Raw genomic sequence first — 20,221 nt, 5'->3', positions numbered from 1 at the left:
TGGTAACACTCAGGTGGGGTATCGCCAAGCGGTAAGGCACCAGGTTTTGATCCTGGCATACCCTGGTTCGAATCCAGGTACCCCAGCCATTTAATTGAAAGTTATCGCATTTCTTACGATAATCGTAAATGGCTACGTAGCTCAGCTGGTTAGAGCACAGCACTCATAATGCTGGGGTCACAGGTTCGATTCCCGTCGTAGCCACCATTTGCAAATCCAGTTGGGGTATCGCCAAGCGGTAAGGCACCGGATTCTGATTCCGGCATTCCCAGGTTCGAATCCTGGTACCCCAGCCATATTTGTCAATGTGTTACACAAAATATGTGTTGTTAAAGAATAGAAAAAGAGTATACAGGAAGAATATTTCTGATATAGAGGCCACCAATTAAAGGTGGTTTTTTTGCTTTTGAAATATCCAAAATATCCTCACAAAAACCACGCCAACGATTACCAAGCAAGCATTCAGGTACCTACATTTCCAATGAAGCGGCGTTTAGCCCCATATAGGGGCAGTTTATTTTCAACCCAAGATCAATATCACGTAATCAAACTACACAAATAACAGGGCATTGTTCTACGCAATAAATTGTTCTACCCAATAAGAGGAAACATCAATCACAACCCCAATGCATATTTCAGAGCTAGATTTTTCACCATTCCTGAACGTTGTGCTGCCACCAACACCAGATTTCGGGCCATTTTCAATCCCAGCAAATCATTACTGAACGCTGTATGGAAAAGATCCATCCCCGCTTGCATTACCAAATTGTCCGGCATCCTGCGACGTTGATAACGCAGCAAGACGGTCAAAGAATCCCACTCTTCCAATAACTCTTTAGCATTAGTCAGTACCTTGAGTAAAACATCAACATCCCGATAACCTAAATTCACCCCCTGCCCCGCCAAAGGGTTAATAGTATGAGCTGCGTCCCCCAGTAAAACTAATCCTTCTTGCACATAGCGGTTAGCATGATGGCGAGTCAATGGGAATGAGCCAGCAGCAATCGGAGTAACTTTACCTAAACGAGTAGGGAATGCCTGAAAAATTTCTCGCTCAAGCTGTGCCATCGTCATCGATTGTAATTGGCGAATTCGGGCAGGAGAATCATACCAAACCAATGAAGCCCATTGATCAAACAACGGCAGGAAGGCTCTGGGGCCAGAAGGAAAAAATTGTTGCCATGTTGTATCTTGTTGAGGCTGGTCAGTTTTGACTGTTATCAACATGCACGACTGTCGGTATTGCCACCCTTTACTGCCAATACCTGCCAATTGACGAACTTGAGAATGGGCACCATCTGCACCAATAATCAGCCGGGTATCAATTTCTGTGCCATCAACCAATGCCAACAGCCATGTTTTATTTGCATACTGACGCTGTATAAATTTCAAAGCTGTGGGACAAAATAATGTCAAGTTTGGATAACGCTCAAACTCCTGCCACAATGCCAATTGTAAGACACGATTTTCAATCATGTGCCCTAACTCCGGCAACCCCAAACTTTCGGCGTCAAAAATGACGTTAGAATCATTTTGCTCCCATGTTTCTAACTTTCGATATGGAGCACTGCGCATCCGCAATACGTTTTCCCATGCCCCTAATTGTTTCAATAAAGCCACCGAAGCACAGCTAATCGCAGAAATGCGCACATCGGGTTCACTACCTGCATCGTAAGATGCAGGGAGCTGATGCTCCAATAATGCAACTCGCCAGCCTTCCTGCGCCAATCCCAAGGCTGTCGCAGCGCCAATCATACCCGCGCCCACGACAACAATATCGAATTTTTGTTGTGGATTACTCATCTTCATCACGTCATTAACTTATTGATTAAAATAGTGTACCGGAATTTTCCCTTTCCGGCTGTGAATATCCGATGTTACAGTCTGGTCACTGGTCCCTCAAATGACTACAATAGCCAACAATATTATGCTAAATACACTATGTGCAATACATTGCGCTTTTTCAGTGTTGAAGCATCATTCCACTGGAAACACCGGATACACAAAATGTCGACGATAAAAAAACTGTACATCAAAACCTGGGGCTGTCAGATGAACGAATACGATTCATCCAAAATGGCCGACTTGCTGGAAACCACTCACGGTTATCAGTTAACCGATGTCGCCGAAGAAGCTGATATCTTACTCCTGAATACTTGTTCAATCCGTGAAAAGGCTCAGGAAAAAGTCTTTCATCAACTCGGTCGCTGGAAAGGTCTGAAAGATAAAAAACCTGAAATCATCATTGGCGTAGGTGGTTGCGTCGCTTCTCAGGAAGGCGATTACATTCGTCAGCGCGCACCTAGCGTCGATATTATTTTCGGACCACAAACCCTGCACCGCCTGCCAGAAATGATTAATCATGTAAAAGGCACCCACAGCCCAGTCGTTGATATCAGTTTCCCTGAAATTGAAAAATTCGACCGCCTTCCAGAACCTCGTGCAGAAGGCCCAACAGCATTCGTTTCCATCATGGAAGGCTGCAATAAGTACTGCACATTCTGCGTCGTACCTTACACTCGCGGAGAAGAAGTCAGCCGCCCTTGTGACGATATTTTATTAGAAATTGCACAACTTGCTGCACAAGGTGTACGTGAAGTTAATTTGCTCGGTCAAAACGTTAACGCTTATCGTGGTGCAACGTTTGATGGCGATATCTGCACATTTGCAGAGCTGTTGCGTCTGGTGGCGGCTATTGACGGCATAGACCGAATCCGCTTCACCACCAGCCATCCAATTGAATTTACTGATGACATTATCGCGGTCTACGAAGATACACCTGAATTGGTCAGTTTCCTGCACCTGCCAGTCCAGAGTGGTTCTGATCGCATTCTTACCCTGATGAAACGTGCCCATACCGCACTGGAATATAAAGGCATTATTCGCCGCTTGCGCAAGGCTCGCCCTGATATTTTGATCAGCTCTGACTTCATTGTGGCTTTCCCAGGTGAAACACAGGATGATTTTGAAAAAACAATGAAACTGATTGCCGATGTTAACTTCGACATGAGTTTTAGCTTTATCTATTCAGCGCGCCCAGGGACACCGGCAGCCGATTTGCCAGATGACGTAAGTGAAGAAGAGAAAAAACAGCGTTTGTACCTGCTTCAGCAGCGCATAAATCAACAAGCCATGAGCTTCAGCCGTGCAATGCTTGGCAGCACACAACGCATTCTGGTTGAAGGCCCATCGCGCAAAAATATCATGGAACTCTCTGGCCGTACTGAAAATAACCGAGTGGTTAACTTTGAGGGAGCACCGAACATGATTGGCCAGTTTGTTGATGTCGAAATTGTTGACGTATATGCCAATTCCCTGCGTGGTAAAGTCATCCGTACTGAAGATGAGATGGATCTGCGTATCCATGAGTCACCTGAATCAGTCATTGCCCGTACTCGTAAGGAAGACGAAATCGGCGTTGGCTTTTATCAGCCTTAATAGGCCCTAACATAGAGATAATCAGTGACACAAATAAACCCACAAGTAGCAACACAAGAAATTTTTCTGGAACCTGCGGATAATCAACGTCTGATGAGCCTGTGTGGACCACTGGATGACAACCTGAAACAACTTGAACGTCGTTTGGGCATTGAGATTAGCCGACGCGATAACCGTTTCAAACTGGTAGGTAAGCCACTGTATGTTAGTGCAGCGGCAGGAATTCTACGTAACCTTTATGTCAATACGGCCCCCGTACGCGGCGTGATACCCGATCTTGAGCCTGAACAAATTCATCTCTCCATCACCGAAAGTCGAGTACTGGAACAAGCAGCAGAAAGCGTTCCTGAATACGGTAAGGCCGTGAATATCAAAACCAAGCGGGGTGTTGTAAAGCCCCGTACTCCCAATCAGGCGCAATATATTGCTAACATCCTCGATCACGACATCACGTTCGGGGTTGGGCCTGCAGGCACAGGAAAAACTTATCTGGCCGTTGCCGCTGCGGTTGATGCACTAGAACGCCAAGAGATCCGTCGCATCCTGCTGACTCGTCCTGCGGTTGAAGCCGGCGAAAAACTGGGCTTCTTGCCCGGCGACCTGAGTCAGAAAGTCGACCCTTATCTGCGTCCGCTTTATGATGCCCTTTTTGAGATGATGGGATTTGAAAAAGTTGAGAAGCTGATCGAAAGAAACGTTATTGAAGTGGCGCCACTGGCTTATATGCGTGGACGTACTCTTAATGATGCCTTTATTATTCTTGATGAAAGTCAGAATACCACCATCGAACAGATGAAGATGTTCCTGACCCGCATTGGTTTTAATTCCAAGGCGGTCATTACAGGTGACGTGACTCAGATTGACCTGCCAAGAGGCCAAAAATCAGGTCTGAGCCATGCAATAGAAGTTTTATCCGATGTTGATGATCTGAGTTTTAACTTCTTATATAGTGAAGACGTTGTTCGCCATCCGGTGGTTGCAAAAGTTGTTATCGCCTATGAAACATGGGAAGCAGCGGAGCAAGAACGCAAAAAAATGCTCAATGAGAAACACAAACAGGAAGTAAAATGAGTTCAGTCATATTAGACTTGCAGATTGCATGTGAAAACCCCGAAGGGCTTCCTGAGGAAGCCCTTTTCCAGCGCTGGCTGGAAGGTGTTTTGCCACAATTTCAGGTAGAAAGCGAGGTCACCATTCGTTTGGTTGATGAAGCAGAAAGCCATGATTTAAACCTCACTTATCGCGGGAAAGATAAACCAACTAATGTGTTATCCTTCCCATTTGAAGCTCCGCCTGAAGTTGAATTGCCTTTACTTGGTGATTTAATTATTTGCCGTCAGGTTGTTGAAAAAGAGGCAGAAGAGCAACAAAAAACCGTTGAGGAACACTGGGCACACATGGTTGTTCACGGCAGCCTCCATCTTCTGGGATATGATCATATCGAAGACGATGAAGCGGAAGAGATGGAATCTTTGGAAACAGAGATTCTAAAAAAAATGGGTTATTCTGATCCCTACTTAATAGAAAAAGAATAACTATTTCCAACATTTTTATGTTAAACATAAGAATCTACGATTTTATTAATGAGGAAGTTTCATTAAAACGCCATGAGCGACGACCATCCTTCAAGTAACGATAGCCCTGGCCCTAAAAAAGGCTTCTTTGCGCTTCTTAATCAGCTTTTTCACGGTGAACCCAAAAACCGTGATGATTTGGTTGAACTGATCCGTGATTCTGAGCAGAACGACCTAATCGATCCCGATACCCGAGAAATGCTTGAGGGTGTAATGGATATTGCTGATCAACGCGTGCGTGACATCATGATCCCACGCTCACAGATCGTTACCTTAAAACGCAACCAATCTCTGGACGAATGTCTGGATGTTATTACCGACTCGGCCCACTCACGCTTTCCTGTGATCAGCGAAGACAAAGATCACATCGAAGGCATATTAATGGCGAAAGATCTGCTACCTTTTATGCGTACAAATGCAGAGCCTTTCAGCATTGATAAAGTACTTCGTCAGGCTGTTGTAGTGCCGGAAAGTAAACGTGTTGACCGTCTGCTGAAAGAATTCCGTTCCCAACGCTACCATATGGCGATTGTGATCGACGAATTTGGCGGTGTTTCAGGGTTGGTCACCATTGAAGATATCCTTGAACTGATTGTGGGTGAAATAGAGGACGAATACGATGATGATGAAGATAACGATATTCGTGCTTTAAGCCTCCACTCTTATTCAGTGCGGGCACTGACTCAGATTGAGGATTTCAATGATATTTTTTGCACCAATTTCAGCGATGAAGAGGTTGATACCATTGGTGGACTAGTCATGCAGGCATTTGGGCATCTGCCTTCCCGTGGAGAATCCATCACCATTGATGGCTACCTTTTCAAAGTAGCAATGTCTGATAGCCGTAAAATTATTCAGGTACATGTAAAAATACCTGATGATGCTGACATTCCTAGCCTTGACAAACAATAATAGGATCTGAATGAACAAAGCCTCATTCATGAGTTGCCAGCGACTGCGTGCTGTACTGGCACTTTTCTTCGGAGCCAGCGGAACGCTGGCTTTTTCACCTTTTGATTTCTGGCCAGCAGCACTTATTTCTCTTTTCGGCCTACAAATCCTTTCCTTAAACCGAACAACCCGTCAGGCTTGCTTTATTGGTTTATTCTGGGGCCTTGGCTTATTTGGCAGTGGTGCAAACTGGGTATATGTCAGTATCGCCGATTTTGGAGGTATGCCTACCGCCATTAATATCTTTTTGGTGATCTTGCTCTCTGCCTATCTTGCTCTTTATCCTGCGCTATTTACCGGTTTATTAAACCGCTTTTTCCCAAGCACCAACAGTATCAGACTGGTTATTGTCAGCCCGGCACTATGGCAAGTCACCGAATTCTTGCGTGGTTGGATACTAACAGGATTTCCTTGGTTACAATTCGGCTATAGTCAGATTGATGGTCCGATGAAAGCCATTGCGCCCATTCTGGGTGTAGAAGGTATTACCTTCCTGCTTATGATGATCAGCGGGCTGCTGGTGATTGCCACTGTTCACAAAAAGCTATCAACGGCCATTATTGCCATTCTGCTGCTACTGTCGCCATGGCCAATGAGACACTACCAGTGGTACACTTTACAGCCGGAAAAAACGACCGATATCGCACTGGTTCAAGGCAATATTCCCCAGTCCATGAAATGGGATCCTATCGTTCGTGATGAGACACTGGATATCTATTTAGAGAGCAGCATCCCTTTTATTGGTAAAGTACCAATCATCATTTGGCCGGAAGCTGCCATTCCTGATAATGAATATAATCAACGTTATTTTCTGACCAAATTGGACACCCTGCTGAGGAGGCACAATACTAGCTTGATCACTGGTATTGTAGGTATCCAACCACCGTTGGAAGATAATAAAATCTATAACAGCATTATCGTCTTGGGGGATAAGACACCTTACCAATATCCAGCACTCACCCGTTATGACAAACACCATCTTGTACTTTTTGGTGAATTTGTTCCGCTGGAATCGATATTGCGCCCATTGGCACCTCTCTTCAACTTGCCGATGTCTTCTTTTAGCCAAGGCAATTATATCCAGCCACAGCTTTCTGTTGCAGGACACAATATTACCGCTGCTATCTGCTATGAAATTATTTTGGGTGAACAAGTACGTAATAATTTCAAGATTGATACGGAGTTCCTCCTGACCGTTTCTAATGATGCTTGGTTTGGGCGTTCTATTGGCCCATGGCAGCATTTCCAAATGGCTCGAATGCGCTCCCTTGAACTGGGTCGCCCTCTACTAAGAGGAACAAATAATGGTATTACAGCGGTAATCAACCCAGACGGTTCTATTCAGGCCGAACTTCCACAATTTACCCGGCAGGTATTAGAAGCCAAAGTCACGCCAACTACAGGGATAACCCCCTATTTTCGCTTGGGAAATTGGCCGGTATGGGGAGCAAGTACCTTGTTTTTCATCTTTGCTTTTATAAGAAAGCGTCAAAAAATTTAATTTCCTATAATTGATAAAACGTTAATAAAAGTCAGGGTATATTACTTATACCCTGACTTTATATATTTGTTATCAAATTCCATAGACAAGTTCAGAAAATCCCCCCTAACCATCGCCTTCATCACCGAAACAACGCAATTTTATAATACATATAACCAAAGATAGCGCTAAATAACAGAGAATTATTCCAAAAAGTGCAAAGTGTGAACAGCATTCAATATTATCGCTTTTTAAGCATACATAAATGAAATTGTTTATTTATAGTGCGATGCAAGTCTCGAAATTGAAACATTATGGTTTCAAAAAAGTAACATTATGAATTATTTTTTTACGACATATAAACAAAATAACTCAGAAAATCGTTTCTATAGGCAGCGTTATTCATCCAAATAGAAACACAATTATCTGTAAATAATCCAATCGCACAAAAAAACAACCCGATACAGGAGCTATGTATGCGTAAGTTGATGTTAACCATGATGTTGCTTAGCGCGGTAGGAACTGCTCATGCTGAAGAATTGACTGGAACATTAAAAAAAATCAAAGATAATGGCATTATCGTTGTTGGGCACAGAGAATCTTCTGTTCCATTCTCTTACTACGATAATCAGCAAAACGTCGTCGGTTATTCCCAAGATTATTCCAACTTAATTGTCGATGCTGTTAAGAAAAAACTGGATATACCTAACCTACAAGTCAAGTTGATTCCAATTACCTCACAGAACCGCATTCCCCTGCTGCAAAACGGTACATTCGATTTTGAATGTGGATCTACAACCAATAATCATGAACGACAGAAACAGGCCGCATTCTCCAATACCATCTTTGCCGTAGGTACTCGCCTGCTGACTAAAGAAGACTCAGGCACCAAAGGATTTGATGATCTGGCAGGGAAAAACGTTGTAGTGACTTCCGGTACCACCTCTGAAATATTGTTGAATAAACTTAATGATGAAAAGCAAATGAAAATGCGCATCATTAGTGCCAAAGACCATGGCGATTCATTCCGCACTCTGGAATCAGGCCGTGCTGTCGCCTTTATGATGGACGATGCTCTGCTTGCTGGGGAACGCGCAAAAGCGAAAAAGCCCAATCAATGGATCATTGTTGGTAAACCACAATCAGAAGAAGCGTATGGCTGTATGCTGCGCAAGGATGACCCTCAATTCAAGACATTGATTGATGACACCATTGTCAAAGTACAGACCTCCGGTGAAGCAGAAAAAATGTTTGATCGCTGGTTCAAAAAACCAATTCCACCTAAGAACCTGAATTTAAACTTCGCTATGTCAGATGAAATGAGAACCTTGTTTAAATCGCCAAACGATAAAGCATTGAATTAGGCAAGGAACTAAAAAATCCCGGTTTTATTGGCACGACGGGTATGAGGTAGCCGTTCCCTACCTCATTTTTTTAGATCATTTTTAGTTCAATAAATTACAACAAATGAATCATTTTTAAGTATTACTGCCAACCCCCATGTCAGGGAGTATGATTATGTCTGTTGATTGGAATTGGGGCATCTTTTTACAAGCTGCCCCTTTTGGCAATACCACCTATTTGGGGTGGCTCATTTCTGGCTTTCAAGTAACGGTGGCACTTTCTATCTGTGCGTGGATCATTGCGCTTATTGTCGGCTCATTATTCGGTATTCTCCGTACCGTCCCGAATAAATTCCTTTCTGGGCTTGGAACCTGTTATGTTGAGTTATTTCGCAATGTTCCTCTCATTGTCCAATTTTTTACATGGTATCTGGTAGTTCCCGAATTCCTGCCTAAAAACCTGAGCGATTGGTTCAAAATGGATCTGGACCCCAATATCCAATTTTTTATTTCCTCCGTCATTTGCTTAGGATTATTCACTGCTGCCCGTGTATGCGAACAAGTTCGTGCAGCAATCCAGTCACTTCCAAGAGGGCAAAAAGCCGCGGGGTTGGCCGTGGGCTTAACCCTGCCACAAACCTACCGCTACATTTTGCTGCCAAATGCCTACCGAGTGATAATTCCCCCAATGACTTCGGAAATGCTCAATTTGGTCAAAAACTCTGCTATTGCTTCCACAATCGGGCTGGTTGATATGGCTGCCCAGGCAGGTAAATTGTTGGATTATTCCGCACACGCCTATGAATCATTCACAGCGATCACACTGGCTTATGTGGGTATTAACCTCGTGATCATGCTCGCCATGAGCGTATTGGAGAAAAAAGTACGTTTGCCAGGTAATATGGGAGGGCGATAAGAAATGTATCAGTTTGACTGGAGTTCAATTGTACCAAGTTTGCCCTTTCTTCTAAGTGGGTTGATGATAACAGCCAAAATCACCGTAATAGCTATTATTATCGGTATTGTCTGGGGAACCATTCTGGCGATTATGCGCCTCTCATCCATTAAAATATTGAGCTGGTTTTCCGCCCTGTATGTTAACCTTTTTCGCTCAGTTCCATTGGTGATGGTATTACTGTGGTTTTATCTGATTGTGCCTAACTTATTACAAAATGTTCTAGGTATATCACCAAAAACTGATATCCGTTTAATTTCTGCAATGGTAGCGTTCTCGCTCTTTGAAGCCGCTTACTATTCCGAAATAATTCGGGCTGGTATCCAGAGCATTTCCCGTGGACAATCCTCTGCTGCGCTGGCATTGGGTATGACTCATATGCAAAGTATGCGACTAGTCATACTGCCACAGGCATTCAGGGCAATGATCCCATTGCTACTGACACAAGGCATTGTATTATTTCAAGATACCTCTCTGGTATATGTACTCAGTCTGGCGGATTTTTTCCGTACAGCGACGAATATTGGTGAGCGCGACGGCACTCAGGTTGAAATGGTTCTGTTTGCCGGCTTTGTTTATTTTGTGATTAGTTTTTCCGCTTCTATGCTGGTTAACTATTTGAAGAAAAGGACTGTTTGATGATTTCCCTGAAAAATGTATCCAAGTGGTATGGCCAATTTCAGGTTCTTACTGACTGCTCGACTGAAGTCAAAAAAGGCGAAGTAGTCGTGGTCTGTGGGCCTTCTGGTTCCGGTAAATCCACACTGATAAAAACGGTCAATGGCCTCGAACCTGTCCAGCAAGGTGAAATTCGAGTAAACGACACAAAAGTCAATGACAAGAGCACCAATCTGGCACAATTGCGTTCCAAAGTGGGAATGGTGTTTCAGCACTTTGAGCTTTTTCCTCATCTCTCCATTATTGAGAACCTGACACTGGCTCAGGTGAAGGTACTAAAGCGTGATAAGAAAGAAGCTACTGAAAAAGGTTTGAAACTTCTGGAGCGAGTTGGATTAGCCAGCCATGCGGATAAATTCCCTGCACAACTTTCTGGTGGTCAGCAACAACGTGTTGCTATCGCCCGCGCACTCTGCATGGACCCTATCGCCATGCTGTTTGATGAACCCACTTCCGCACTTGATCCCGAGATGATTAATGAAGTGCTGGATGTCATGGTTGAACTGGCGAACGAAGGTATGACTATGATGGTTGTTACCCATGAGATGGGATTTGCCAAAAAGGTGGCACACCGTGTTATTTTCATGGATGAAGGCAAAATTGTCGAAGACAGTAAGAAAGAAGATTTCTTTGCTAACCCAAAATCAGAACGCGCACGTGATTTTCTAGCAAAAATTCTGCACTGATTTTCCTTCGTCGGCGGATAGCAAAACTACCGCCGACTTTAAATATTCCCACAAAATAAATAATTTTCCACATTCCTCCTTTAACAAGAGTTGTTGCCCCTATCCCTTATCAGCTATGCTATGGAATCTTTGATTTCATAAACAAACTATGCACGCTAAAGGCGTAGCTTTATTACTCACCATAGGATCATCGGTGCCATGCAAGAACAATATCGTCCAGAAGACATAGAACAACAAGTCCAGCTTCACTGGCAAGAGAAGCAAACGTTCAAAGTGACAGAAGACAGCAGCAAAGAAAAATATTATTGCCTGTCCATGCTACCTTATCCTTCTGGCCGACTACATATGGGCCATGTCCGTAACTACACCATTGGTGATGTGATTTCCCGTTATCAGCGTATGCTGGGCAAAAATGTTCTCCAACCTATCGGCTGGGATGCATTTGGCCTGCCAGCAGAAGGGGCTGCTGTCAAGAATAATACCGCTCCTGCCCCGTGGACTTACTCCAATATCGAGTATATGAAAAACCAGTTAAAAACACTGGGTTTTGGCTATGACTGGGATCGTGAAGTCACTACTTGTACACCAGAGTATTATCGCTGGGAACAGTGGTTCTTCACTAAACTGTATGAAAAAGGCTTGGTATACAAAAAAACTTCCGCAGTTAACTGGTGTCCACATGACCTGACGGTTCTGGCTAATGAGCAAGTTATTGATGGCTGCTGCTGGCGTTGTGATACCCAAGTTGAGCGTAAAGAGATCCCACAATGGTTCATTAAGATCACCGATTATGCAGAAGAATTGCTGAACGATCTGGATAAACTGGAAGACTGGCCGGAACAGGTCAAAACCATGCAGCGCAACTGGATTGGTCGATCTGAAGGTGTCGAAATCACATTCAATGTTGCTGACAGTCAAGAAAAACTTACCGTTTATACTACTCGCCCTGATACATTCATAGGGGCAACCTATGTTGCTGTAGCAGCCGGCCACCCTCTGGCACAACAAGCTGCTGAAAATAATCCGGAGCTGACAGAATTCCTCAACGAATGCCGCAATACCAAAGTTGCTGAAGCTGATATGGCAACCATGGAGAAAAAAGGCATGCCAACAGGCATGTTTGTCATTCATCCATTGACCAACGAAAAGATCGCTATCTGGGTTGCCAACTTTGTCCTGATGGAATACGGCACAGGTGCGGTTATGGCTGTACCAGCACACGACCAACGCGATTGGGAGTTTGCTACTAAATATAACCTGCCAATGAAAGCCGTTATTCTCGACAATGATGGCAATGTACCAAACGTTCAAGAAGCTGCAGTCACAGATAAAAATGCACTGGTTAATTCCGGTGAATTCAGCGGACTGAGCCATGAAGAAGGCTTCAATGCTATAGCTGACAAACTGGTTGCAATGGGCGTTGGCCAACGTAAAGTTAACTATCGCCTGCGTGACTGGGGAGTTTCTCGTCAACGTTATTGGGGTGCTCCAATTCCAATGGCAACATTGGAAAATGGTACGGTGGTTCCTGTTCCAGAAGATCAATTGCCAGTTATTTTGCCAGAAGATGTTGTGATGGATGGGATCACCAGTCCAATCAAAGCTGATCCTGAATGGGCAAAAACAACCATCAATGGTCAGCCTGCACTGCTTGAAACTGATACTTTTGATACCTTTATGGAATCTTCATGGTATTACTCACGCTATACCTGCCCGGATTATGATAAAGGCATGCTAGACCCAGCTGCGGCCAACTATTGGCTGCCTGTGGATCAATACATCGGTGGTATTGAACACGCTATCATGCACCTGATGTATTTCCGTTTCTTCCACAAATTGATGCGCGATTCAGGTATGGTCAACTCTGATGAGCCCGCCAAGCGCTTACTGTGTCAAGGCATGGTTCTGGCTGACGCCTTCTATTACACTGGCAATAGTGGTGAAAAAGTCTGGGTATCCCCAGCTGATGTCATTGTTGAGCGTGACGAGAAAGGCCGTGTTGTGAAAGCAACGGATCAAGACGGCCATGAACTGGTTTATACCGGCATGAGCAAAATGTCGAAATCCAAAAATAACGGTATCGACCCACAAATTATGGTCGATAAATACGGCGCTGATACTGTTCGTTTGTTCATGATGTTCGCAGCACCACCAGAGCTGACACTAGAATGGCAAGAATCTGGCGTGGAAGGTGCTAACCGTTTCCTGAAGCGCGTTTGGCGTCTGGTTCATGAGCACAGTAACAAAGGTACAACCCAACCGCTGGATGTCAGCAGCCTATCCACTGAACAGAAAGATCTGCGCCGCGACTTGCACAAAACCATAGCGAAAGTCACTGATGACATTGGTCGCCGTCAGGCATTCAATACTGCCGTTGCAGCAATCATGGAACTGATGAATAAACTGACTCGCGCCTCACAGGAAACTGAGCAGGATCGTGCTCTGATGCAAGAAGCAGTAACTGCGGTTGTACGTATGCTTTCACCTATCACGCCACACGCTTGCTTCGTCATGTGGAAAGCTCTTGGCAATGAAAATGATATTGATACTGCGGCATGGCCACAAGCTGATGAGCAGGCAATGGTAGACGATACTAAACTGGTAATTATCCAGATTAACGGTAAAGTTCGTGGTCGTATTACTGTACCGGCAGATGCAACAAAAGAGTATGTCCAAGAGATGGCGGCACAAGAATACAGTGTGACAAAATATCTTGAAGATGTCAGCATCCGCAAGGTCATTTACGTTCCGGGCAAATTACTGAATCTGGTTGTAGGTTAATAACAGTAGGCTGATAACAGGAGGCCATATTTGTGGTAGAAAATAATCTACGACATCGTATTTTCACGTTGTTGCTCGGGTTGGCGGTGCTAGTTACCGCTGGCTGCGGTTTTCATCTCCGGGGTACAACACAAGTACCAAAAGAGCTTCAAACATTGCAGTTAAGTTCTGGCGACCCTTATGGGCCGCTGGCGCGGGCAGTTCGTCAACAACTTCGTCTGAACGATGTCAAAATTATTGAACATGGCGATGCCTCAATTCCTATCCTGAAACTTGTTGGTTCTAGTGAAAACAAAGAGACAGTTTCTGTCTTTCAGGATGGTAAATCAGCTGAACGCCTGTTGGTACTGAATGTAGATGCTCAAATTCTGATGCCAGATGGCAGTATCTACCCATTGCGGGCAAAGGTTGATCGATCTTTCTTCGATAACCCATTAGAAGCTTTGGCAAAAGATGCAGAAAATGAACTGGTTCAACAGGAAATGCGTGAGCAGGCTGCTCGTCAGCTTATGCGCCAATTGCTGACCGTTCATAGTGCAGAACTCCAGAAAGTCAAAGAAAAACAAAAAGCTGTGGCTATACAGAAACAATGATCCGACTTTATCCTGAACAACTTCTCTCGCAGCTCAATGAAGGGCTGCGAGGCAGCTATCTGTTATGGGGCAATGAACCATTACTATTGCAGGAAAGTCAGGACAGCATCCGCAAAGTGGCTGAACAACATGAATTCCTGGAGCATTTCACTTTCACATTGGATAACCATACCGATTGGGATGAAATCTTTAGCTTGTGTCAGTCACTTAGCCTGTTTGCCAGTCGTCAGTCTCTCACCCTGCTGCTTCCGGAAAATGGCCCGAATGCTGCAATGGCAGAACGGCTGACTAAGCTGTCGGGATTGCTGCATTCAGATATATTGCTGATATTGCGTGGGCACAAACTTACCAAGGCTCAGGAAAATAGCTCGTGGTTCAAAGCGATTGGGCAAAATGGGGCATTCGTCAGTTGCTTAATTCCTGAGCAAAACCGTCTGCCGCAATGGGTAACACAACGAGCTAAAAACATGGGGCTATCACTGGAAGATGAAGCCAATCAATTGCTGTGTTATTGCTATGAGGGAAACTTATTGGCACTGGCCCAGGCTCTGGAACGTCTTTCCCTGCTCTACCCCGATAACAGATTGACACTTCTTCGCGTAGAAGAAGCCGTCAACGATGCGGCTCACTTTTCCCCCTATCATTGGGTTGATGCTTTGCTGGCAGGAAAAATAAAGCGGGCATGGCATATACTAAAGCAACTTCGACAAGAAGATACCGAGACAGTTATTTTGCTTCGTACTATACAGAGGGAATTGATGCTGCTGCTGGTACTTAAGCGCCAGTATACGACTGTCCCTTTGAAGACCTTGTTTGATCAACACAAGGTTTGGCAAAATCGCAGATCATTGCTGTCAATCGCACTACAGCGCCTGTCACAGCAAGAGCTGCAATCTGCCATACATTTGTTGACCCAGATGGAACTGCGTGTCAAACAGGATTATAGCCAATCCATTTGGGCTGACCTGGAAACGCTTTCCATGCTGTTATGCGGAAAACCACTACCAGAGATCTTCTTAAATGCGTGATTCTATTACTCGAACCAATATTGACTACCTCAATATTGACTCAGAAAATACTGATCCAAGAAATAACATTGACTCTGCAACCAATGCGGGCTCTCCAGTTATCCAAGCTATCTTTGGTGGCACATTCGATCCTATCCACTATGGTCATTTACGTCCTGTAGAAGCATTGGCTCAGTTAGCTGGGCTCAAGCGGGTTATCTTGTTGCCTAATCACGTTCCCCCACATCGTCCTCAACCAGAAGCAACCGCCCGCCAACGGCTGGAAATGGTGCGTCTGGCTGTACAGGATAACCCTCTGTTTACCGTGGATACCCGCGAACTGGAGCGACAAACACCATCTTACACAGTAGAAACCCTGAAATCCTTTCGTCAGGAAATCGGTGAGCAATACCCATTAGCCTTCATTGTTGGGCAGGATTCATTACAAACTATCCATACATGGTATAAATGGGAAGAGTTACTCGATATTTGTCACCTACTGGTTTGCTCTCGTCCGGGTTATCAGAATCAACTTTCGGCCCCGGAAATGCAGAGATGGCTTGAAAAACACCAAATTAGTTCTCCATACCCATTGAGCCAAAAACCACATGGTTATATTTACTTGGCAGCCACTCCGTTATTAAACATTTCGGCAACAGATATTCGTCAACGCCACCAGCAAGGAATAAGCTGTGATGATTTGCTCCCTTCATTGATACAAAATTACATCAATTCACAAAGGCTATATAAGAAATAGCGAAATCATGTAGTTATTTACAGCTAACTCGCTTACTTTTATAGAGATTGGCATGCTATTATTCTGCGCTACTTAACCAATTTTATGAAATATAGGTGATCCTTTTGCAAGGCACAGAACTACAACAATTTGTTATTGATAAACTTGAAGATTCCAAAGCACAGGATATTGTTTCTATTGATGTTCGCGGAAAATCCAGCATTACTGACTGCATGGTTATCTGTACCGGAACCTCAAGCCGCCACCTGATGTCTGTGGCTGATAATCTGGTGGATGACTGTCGTCAAGCAGGCATCATACCTCTGGGCGTTGAAGGACAAGGCATTTCAGACTGGATAGTCGTGGATCTCGGCGAAATCATGGTTCATGTTATGCAAGAAGACAGCCGCCGTATGTACGAACTGGAAAAACTCTGGAGTTGAGTTTGAAGTTACAATTGGTCGCTGTAGGAACAAAAATGCCGGACTGGGTACAGACCGGCTTCATGGATTATTTGAACCGTTTTCCCAAAGATATGCCGTTTGAGCTCACTGAAATTCCAGCGGGAAAACGAGGTAAAAATGCTGACATCAAGCGTATTCTGGAAAAAGAAGGCGAACAGATGCTAGCCGCAGTTGGTAAAGGTAACCGTATTGTGACACTGGATATTCCAGGCTCTCGCTGGGATACACCACAATTGGCACAACAGCTTGAACGCTGGAAGCTGGATGGCAGAAATGTCAGCCTGCTGATTGGCGGTCCTGAAGGTCTGGCCCCAGCCTGCAAAGCAGCAGCGGAACAAAGTTGGTCACTTTCTCCTTTAACCATGCCACATCCTCTTGTCCGGGTTCTGGTAGCAGAGAGCCTTTATCGGGCGTGGAGCATCACGACTAACCACCCTTATCATCGGGAATAAATTAGGTAATCTAACACCGTGAATTCTGGCAATGGGATGAAGAATAAGAGAACCCCTTTTCGCGATCACTCTGCTGAATCGGCCTTATTCATACGCCGTGCACTAGTGGCGTTTATAGGCATTATTATTTTAACAGGCATCTTAATTGCCAATCTCTATAATCTCCAGATCACGCGCTACGAAGATTACCAAACCCGGTCAAATGGCAATCGTATTAAAGTTGTTTCCATTGCCCCAAGCCGGGGCATCATTTATGACCGCCACGGCACACCACTAGCAATTAACCAAACCTTTTATCAGTTAGAAATTGTGCCACAAAAAGTTACTGACCTTGATAAGACATTAAATGAGTTACGCTCTATTATAGGGCTCACTGATGAAGACATTGAGACTTTCAAAAAAGAACGTCAACGCGTACGTCGTTTTAGCCCTGTTCCTTTAAAAACCTCACTGACCCCGATTCAGGTTGCTCGGTTTTCCATCAATCAATATCGCTTTACAGGGCTGGAAATCAAAAGTTACCAACGTCGCTATTATCCTTATCAGTCCGCCCTCACCCACGTGATAGGCTACGTTGCTAAAATCAATGACAAGGATCTAGAAAGATTAGAAAAAGAAGGGATTCTTTCAAACTACAAAGCCACTAATGATATCGGGAAATTGGGTATTGAACGTTATTATGAATCCATCCTGCATGGCAAACCGGGGTTTGAAGAAGTCGAAGTCAATAACCGAGGTAAAGTTCTCCGACGGCTGAACGAACACCCACCACAGGCTGGAAAAGATATTTACCTGTCAATCGATTTAGAACTGCAAATATTTATTGAAAAAATACTGACGACCAGCCGAGCTGGCGTTGTTGTTACCGATCCCCGTACCGGGGAGATTTTAGCTATGGTATCCAACCCAAGCTACGATTCGAACCTGTTTGTCAATGGTATTTCGGGCAAAGACTATAAATCCCTGCTCGACGATCCAAATCGTCCATTAATTAATCGGGCCACACAAGGTGCTTACCCACCGGCATCTACGGTGAAACCTTTTGTTGCCGTTGCAGCCCTCAGTAGTAATGTTATTACAGAGAACACCACGACGCATGATCCTGGTTGGTGGCAACTGCCGGGTTCAGAACAACGTTACCGTGACTGGAAACGCATGGGACATGGTAAGCTGAATGTACATAAGTCGATTGTCGAATCAGCGGATACTTTCTTCTATCAGGTTGCCTATGATATGGGTATTGACAGACTGTCTGAATGGATGACTAAATTTGGCTATGGTCAATTTACCGGCATTGATTTAAAAGAAGAAAACCCCGGCAATATGCCCACCCGAGAGTGGAAATTCAAACGATATAAAAAACCTTGGTATCAAGGCGATACGATTTCCGTTGGTATAGGTCAGGGATACTGGACTGCAACTCCCATGCAGATGGTAAAAGCCCTAATGATCTTAATCAATGATGGCGAGGTAAAAACGCCTCATTTCTTGCTAAATACTCGCGTAAATGGCGAAATGCAACCTTACCATCCTCCGGTCAGTGAACCTATCGGAGATATTCATTCCGGGTATTGGGAAATTGCTAAAGATGGTATGTATGGCGTAGCCAATGCTCCAAATGGCACAGCTCGCAAGTCCTTTGCCAATGCACCGTATAAAGCAGCCGTTAAATCCGGCACTGCTCAGGTTTTCAGCTATGAAACCTATAATGCAAACAAACTTGCTGAGCACTTGCGTGACCATAAACTGATGATTGCTTTTGCACCTTATGACAACCCGACAGTTGCCGTTTCTATCATTCTTGAAAATGGTGGCTCCGGGCCGTCTGTCGGTAATATCGTTCGTCAAATTTTGGATCATATTTTACTCAGGGATAACCAAAAAGCTCCTCCTGCGGCAACAGGAGCAAACACGATCCAATCACAAGCTATCAGGACACATGCTAATTGAATAAAGTCATGACAGATTCACAAAACAAGGCTTCTTTCTGGGCCCGACTACATATAGATATTCCCTTACTGCTGGGCATTTTGGCATTACTGGCCTACAGTCTTTTCATTATGTGGAGCGCCAGTGGGAAAGATGTTGATATGATGGAACGTAAAGTCGGACAGGTTATCATGGGCCTTATAGTGATGTGCATCTTGGCCCAAGTTCCTCCCCGCATATATGAAAATTGGGCACCTTATCTCTATGTTGGCTGTGTTATTCTGCTTATTCTCGTTGATGTCTTTGGGCAAATTAGTAAAGGTGCACAACGCTGGCTAGACTTGGGCATTGTACGTTTCCAGCCATCAGAAATTGCCAAAATTGCTGTTCCTTTGATGGTGGCTCGTTTTATGAATCGGGATCTCTGTCCACCTTCACTGAAAAATACTGGCATTGCACTCGTTTTGATCTTTGTCCCTACTCTACTGGTAGCAGCACAACCCGACTTAGGAACATCTATTCTGGTTGCCGCTTCTGGGTTATTCATCCTATTTTTGGCAGGAATGAATTGGAAGTTAATTGGCATTGCCGTGCTGTTACTTGCCTGTTTCATTCCAATATTGTGGTTTTTCCTGATGCACGACTACCAACGTGCTCGCGTTATGATGCTATTAGATCCAGAAAGTGATCCGTTGGGTAAAGGCTACCATATTATTCAGTCCAAAATTGCCATTGGCTCAGGAGGTCTGCCCGGAAAAGGCTGGCTACAAGGTACTCAATCACAATTAGAATTCCTGCCGGAGCGACATACCGACTTTATTTTCGCCGTTCTGGCTGAAGAATTAGGGATGATAGGCGTTCTTATTTTGCTCGGACTCTACTTGCTGGTTATTATGCGTGGTTTGTTTATTGCGACCAAAGCGCAAAATACCTTTGGCCGGGTAATGGTCGGAGGGTTGATACTGATTTTATTTGTTTATGTCTTTGTAAATATCGGCATGGTGAGCGGCATCCTGCCAGTAGTCGGTGTTCCCCTGCCGTTGATTAGTTATGGGGGCTCAGCACTAATTGTCTTAATGGCGGGATTCGGCATTATTATGTCGATACATACGCATCGTAAGTTATTGTCCAAAAGTTTATGAGGAAGAAGTTTC

General features: G+C 44.4%; 18 protein-coding genes and 3 tRNA genes. 20 read left to right on the top strand and 1 reads right to left on the bottom strand.

Annotated features, from left to right (window positions below; translation table 11 throughout):
* The first annotated feature begins 14 nt into the window (after positions 1-14).
* The 3 genes from Xvie_RS03970 (at position 15) to Xvie_RS03960 (ending at position 296) form a co-directional block, all read left to right on the top strand.
* A tRNA-Gln gene (locus tag Xvie_RS03970) sits at positions 15-89 on the top strand.
* A gap of 41 nt (positions 90-130) precedes the next feature.
* Positions 131-207, top strand: a tRNA-Met gene (locus Xvie_RS03965).
* 14 nt (positions 208-221) lie between these two features.
* Positions 222-296 (top strand) — tRNA-Gln (locus Xvie_RS03960).
* Positions 297-615: 319 nt separating this feature from the next.
* On the opposite strand, the gene ubiF is transcribed toward Xvie_RS03960, so the two are convergent.
* Entirely contained in the window at positions 616-1,803 is a 1,188-nt protein-coding gene (gene ubiF / locus Xvie_RS03955) for a 3-demethoxyubiquinol 3-hydroxylase (RefSeq protein ID WP_086108048.1), read from the bottom strand.
* Between the two features lie 204 nt (positions 1,804-2,007).
* On the opposite strand from ubiF, the gene miaB reads away from it, so the two are divergent.
* The 17 genes from miaB to mrdB all read left to right on the top strand — a co-directional run bounded on the left by miaB (position 2,008) and on the right by mrdB (position 20,209).
* On the top strand, positions 2,008-3,438 hold the full coding sequence (miaB, locus tag Xvie_RS03950; RefSeq protein WP_086108047.1) for a tRNA (N6-isopentenyl adenosine(37)-C2)-methylthiotransferase MiaB: 1,431 nt from the start codon (positions 2,008-2,010) through the stop codon (positions 3,436-3,438).
* A gap of 93 nt (positions 3,439-3,531) precedes the next feature.
* Entirely contained in the window at positions 3,532-4,509 is a 978-nt protein-coding gene (locus Xvie_RS03945) for a PhoH family protein (protein ID WP_422645943.1), read from the top strand.
* Positions 4,506-4,973: an rRNA maturation RNase YbeY gene (ybeY, locus tag Xvie_RS03940; RefSeq protein WP_086108045.1), complete on the top strand. Its 468-nt coding sequence runs from the start codon at positions 4,506-4,508 to the stop codon at positions 4,971-4,973. Before Xvie_RS03945 ends, ybeY begins: the two co-directional genes overlap by 4 nt.
* 72 nt (positions 4,974-5,045) lie before the next feature.
* On the top strand, positions 5,046-5,924 hold the full coding sequence (corC, locus tag Xvie_RS03935) for a CNNM family magnesium/cobalt transport protein CorC (RefSeq protein ID WP_086108044.1): 879 nt from the start codon (positions 5,046-5,048) through the stop codon (positions 5,922-5,924).
* Positions 5,925-5,934: 10 nt separating this feature from the next.
* The gene (gene lnt / locus Xvie_RS03930) at positions 5,935-7,464 is read left to right on the top strand and encodes an apolipoprotein N-acyltransferase (protein ID WP_086108043.1); all 1,530 of its coding nucleotides are present in this window, start codon (positions 5,935-5,937) and stop codon (positions 7,462-7,464) included.
* Positions 7,465-7,919: 455 nt separating this feature from the next.
* Complete coding sequence (locus Xvie_RS03925; RefSeq protein WP_086108042.1) at positions 7,920-8,807, top strand: amino acid ABC transporter substrate-binding protein; 888 nt, start codon at positions 7,920-7,922, stop codon at positions 8,805-8,807.
* Between the two features lie 154 nt (positions 8,808-8,961).
* The gene (locus Xvie_RS03920; RefSeq protein ID WP_086108041.1) at positions 8,962-9,702 is read left to right on the top strand and encodes an amino acid ABC transporter permease; all 741 of its coding nucleotides are present in this window, start codon (positions 8,962-8,964) and stop codon (positions 9,700-9,702) included.
* A 3-nt stretch (positions 9,703-9,705) separates the two neighbouring features.
* A complete protein-coding gene (gene gltK / locus Xvie_RS03915; RefSeq protein ID WP_086108040.1) occupies positions 9,706-10,380 on the top strand; it encodes a glutamate/aspartate ABC transporter permease GltK in 675 nt (224 codons plus the stop codon).
* The gene (locus tag Xvie_RS03910; protein ID WP_086108039.1) at positions 10,380-11,105 is read left to right on the top strand and encodes an amino acid ABC transporter ATP-binding protein; all 726 of its coding nucleotides are present in this window, start codon (positions 10,380-10,382) and stop codon (positions 11,103-11,105) included. Before gltK ends, Xvie_RS03910 begins: the two co-directional genes overlap by 1 nt.
* A 198-nt stretch (positions 11,106-11,303) precedes the next feature.
* Entirely contained in the window at positions 11,304-13,886 is a 2,583-nt protein-coding gene (leuS, locus tag Xvie_RS03905) for a leucine--tRNA ligase (RefSeq protein ID WP_086108038.1), read from the top strand.
* A gap of 32 nt (positions 13,887-13,918) precedes the next feature.
* A complete protein-coding gene (gene lptE, locus Xvie_RS03900; RefSeq protein ID WP_086108037.1) occupies positions 13,919-14,479 on the top strand; it encodes an LPS assembly lipoprotein LptE in 561 nt (186 codons plus the stop codon).
* Positions 14,476-15,507 (top strand): DNA polymerase III subunit delta, encoded by a 1,032-nt coding sequence (gene holA, locus Xvie_RS03895; protein WP_086108036.1) that lies wholly within the window; start codon positions 14,476-14,478, stop codon positions 15,505-15,507. The genes lptE and holA overlap by 4 nt, the downstream gene beginning before the upstream one ends.
* Positions 15,500-16,243 (top strand): nicotinate-nucleotide adenylyltransferase, encoded by a 744-nt coding sequence (gene nadD, locus Xvie_RS03890; RefSeq protein WP_086108035.1) that lies wholly within the window; start codon positions 15,500-15,502, stop codon positions 16,241-16,243. Before holA ends, nadD begins: the two co-directional genes overlap by 8 nt.
* Before the next feature lie 95 nt (positions 16,244-16,338).
* The gene (rsfS, locus tag Xvie_RS03885) at positions 16,339-16,665 is read left to right on the top strand and encodes a ribosome silencing factor (protein ID WP_086108034.1); all 327 of its coding nucleotides are present in this window, start codon (positions 16,339-16,341) and stop codon (positions 16,663-16,665) included.
* A gap of 2 nt (positions 16,666-16,667) precedes the next feature.
* Positions 16,668-17,138 (top strand): 23S rRNA (pseudouridine(1915)-N(3))-methyltransferase RlmH, encoded by a 471-nt coding sequence (gene rlmH / locus Xvie_RS03880; protein ID WP_086108033.1) that lies wholly within the window; start codon positions 16,668-16,670, stop codon positions 17,136-17,138.
* Positions 17,139-17,174: 36 nt separating this feature from the next.
* Entirely contained in the window at positions 17,175-19,088 is a 1,914-nt protein-coding gene (mrdA, locus tag Xvie_RS03875; RefSeq protein ID WP_086108032.1) for a peptidoglycan DD-transpeptidase MrdA, read from the top strand.
* Between the two features lie 8 nt (positions 19,089-19,096).
* The gene (gene mrdB / locus Xvie_RS03870) at positions 19,097-20,209 is read left to right on the top strand and encodes a peptidoglycan glycosyltransferase MrdB (protein WP_086108083.1); all 1,113 of its coding nucleotides are present in this window, start codon (positions 19,097-19,099) and stop codon (positions 20,207-20,209) included.
* Positions 20,210-20,221: the final 12 nt, after the last annotated feature.

Origin of the sequence: Xenorhabdus vietnamensis, assembly GCF_002127535.1 — a bacterium.
Taxonomy (GTDB): Bacteria; Pseudomonadota; Gammaproteobacteria; order Enterobacterales; family Enterobacteriaceae; genus Xenorhabdus; species Xenorhabdus vietnamensis.
Note: the sequence above shows the minus strand (reverse complement) of the source record. Positions and strands in the feature narration are given on the sequence as shown.

Coding starts and splice junctions, on each gene's coding strand:
- holA (WP_086108036.1), top strand. CDS start 14,476: ATGATCCGACTTTATCCTGAACAACTTCTCTCGCAGCTCAATGAAGGG.
- nadD (WP_086108035.1), top strand. CDS start 15,500: ATGCGTGATTCTATTACTCGAACCAATATTGACTACCTCAATATTGAC.
- corC (WP_086108044.1), top strand. CDS start 5,046: ATGAGCGACGACCATCCTTCAAGTAACGATAGCCCTGGCCCTAAAAAA.
- mrdA (WP_086108032.1), top strand. CDS start 17,175: ATGAAGAATAAGAGAACCCCTTTTCGCGATCACTCTGCTGAATCGGCC.
- Xvie_RS03920 (WP_086108041.1), top strand. CDS start 8,962: ATGTCTGTTGATTGGAATTGGGGCATCTTTTTACAAGCTGCCCCTTTT.
- leuS (WP_086108038.1), top strand. CDS start 11,304: ATGCAAGAACAATATCGTCCAGAAGACATAGAACAACAAGTCCAGCTT.
- Xvie_RS03945 (WP_422645943.1), top strand. CDS start 3,532: ATGAGCCTGTGTGGACCACTGGATGACAACCTGAAACAACTTGAACGT.
- ubiF (WP_086108048.1), bottom strand. CDS start 1,803: ATGAGTAATCCACAACAAAAATTCGATATTGTTGTCGTGGGCGCGGGT.
- Xvie_RS03925 (WP_086108042.1), top strand. CDS start 7,920: ATGCGTAAGTTGATGTTAACCATGATGTTGCTTAGCGCGGTAGGAACT.
- mrdB (WP_086108083.1), top strand. CDS start 19,097: ATGACAGATTCACAAAACAAGGCTTCTTTCTGGGCCCGACTACATATA.
- miaB (WP_086108047.1), top strand. CDS start 2,008: ATGTCGACGATAAAAAAACTGTACATCAAAACCTGGGGCTGTCAGATG.
- gltK (WP_086108040.1), top strand. CDS start 9,706: ATGTATCAGTTTGACTGGAGTTCAATTGTACCAAGTTTGCCCTTTCTT.
- ybeY (WP_086108045.1), top strand. CDS start 4,506: ATGAGTTCAGTCATATTAGACTTGCAGATTGCATGTGAAAACCCCGAA.
- Xvie_RS03910 (WP_086108039.1), top strand. CDS start 10,380: ATGATTTCCCTGAAAAATGTATCCAAGTGGTATGGCCAATTTCAGGTT.
- lnt (WP_086108043.1), top strand. CDS start 5,935: ATGAACAAAGCCTCATTCATGAGTTGCCAGCGACTGCGTGCTGTACTG.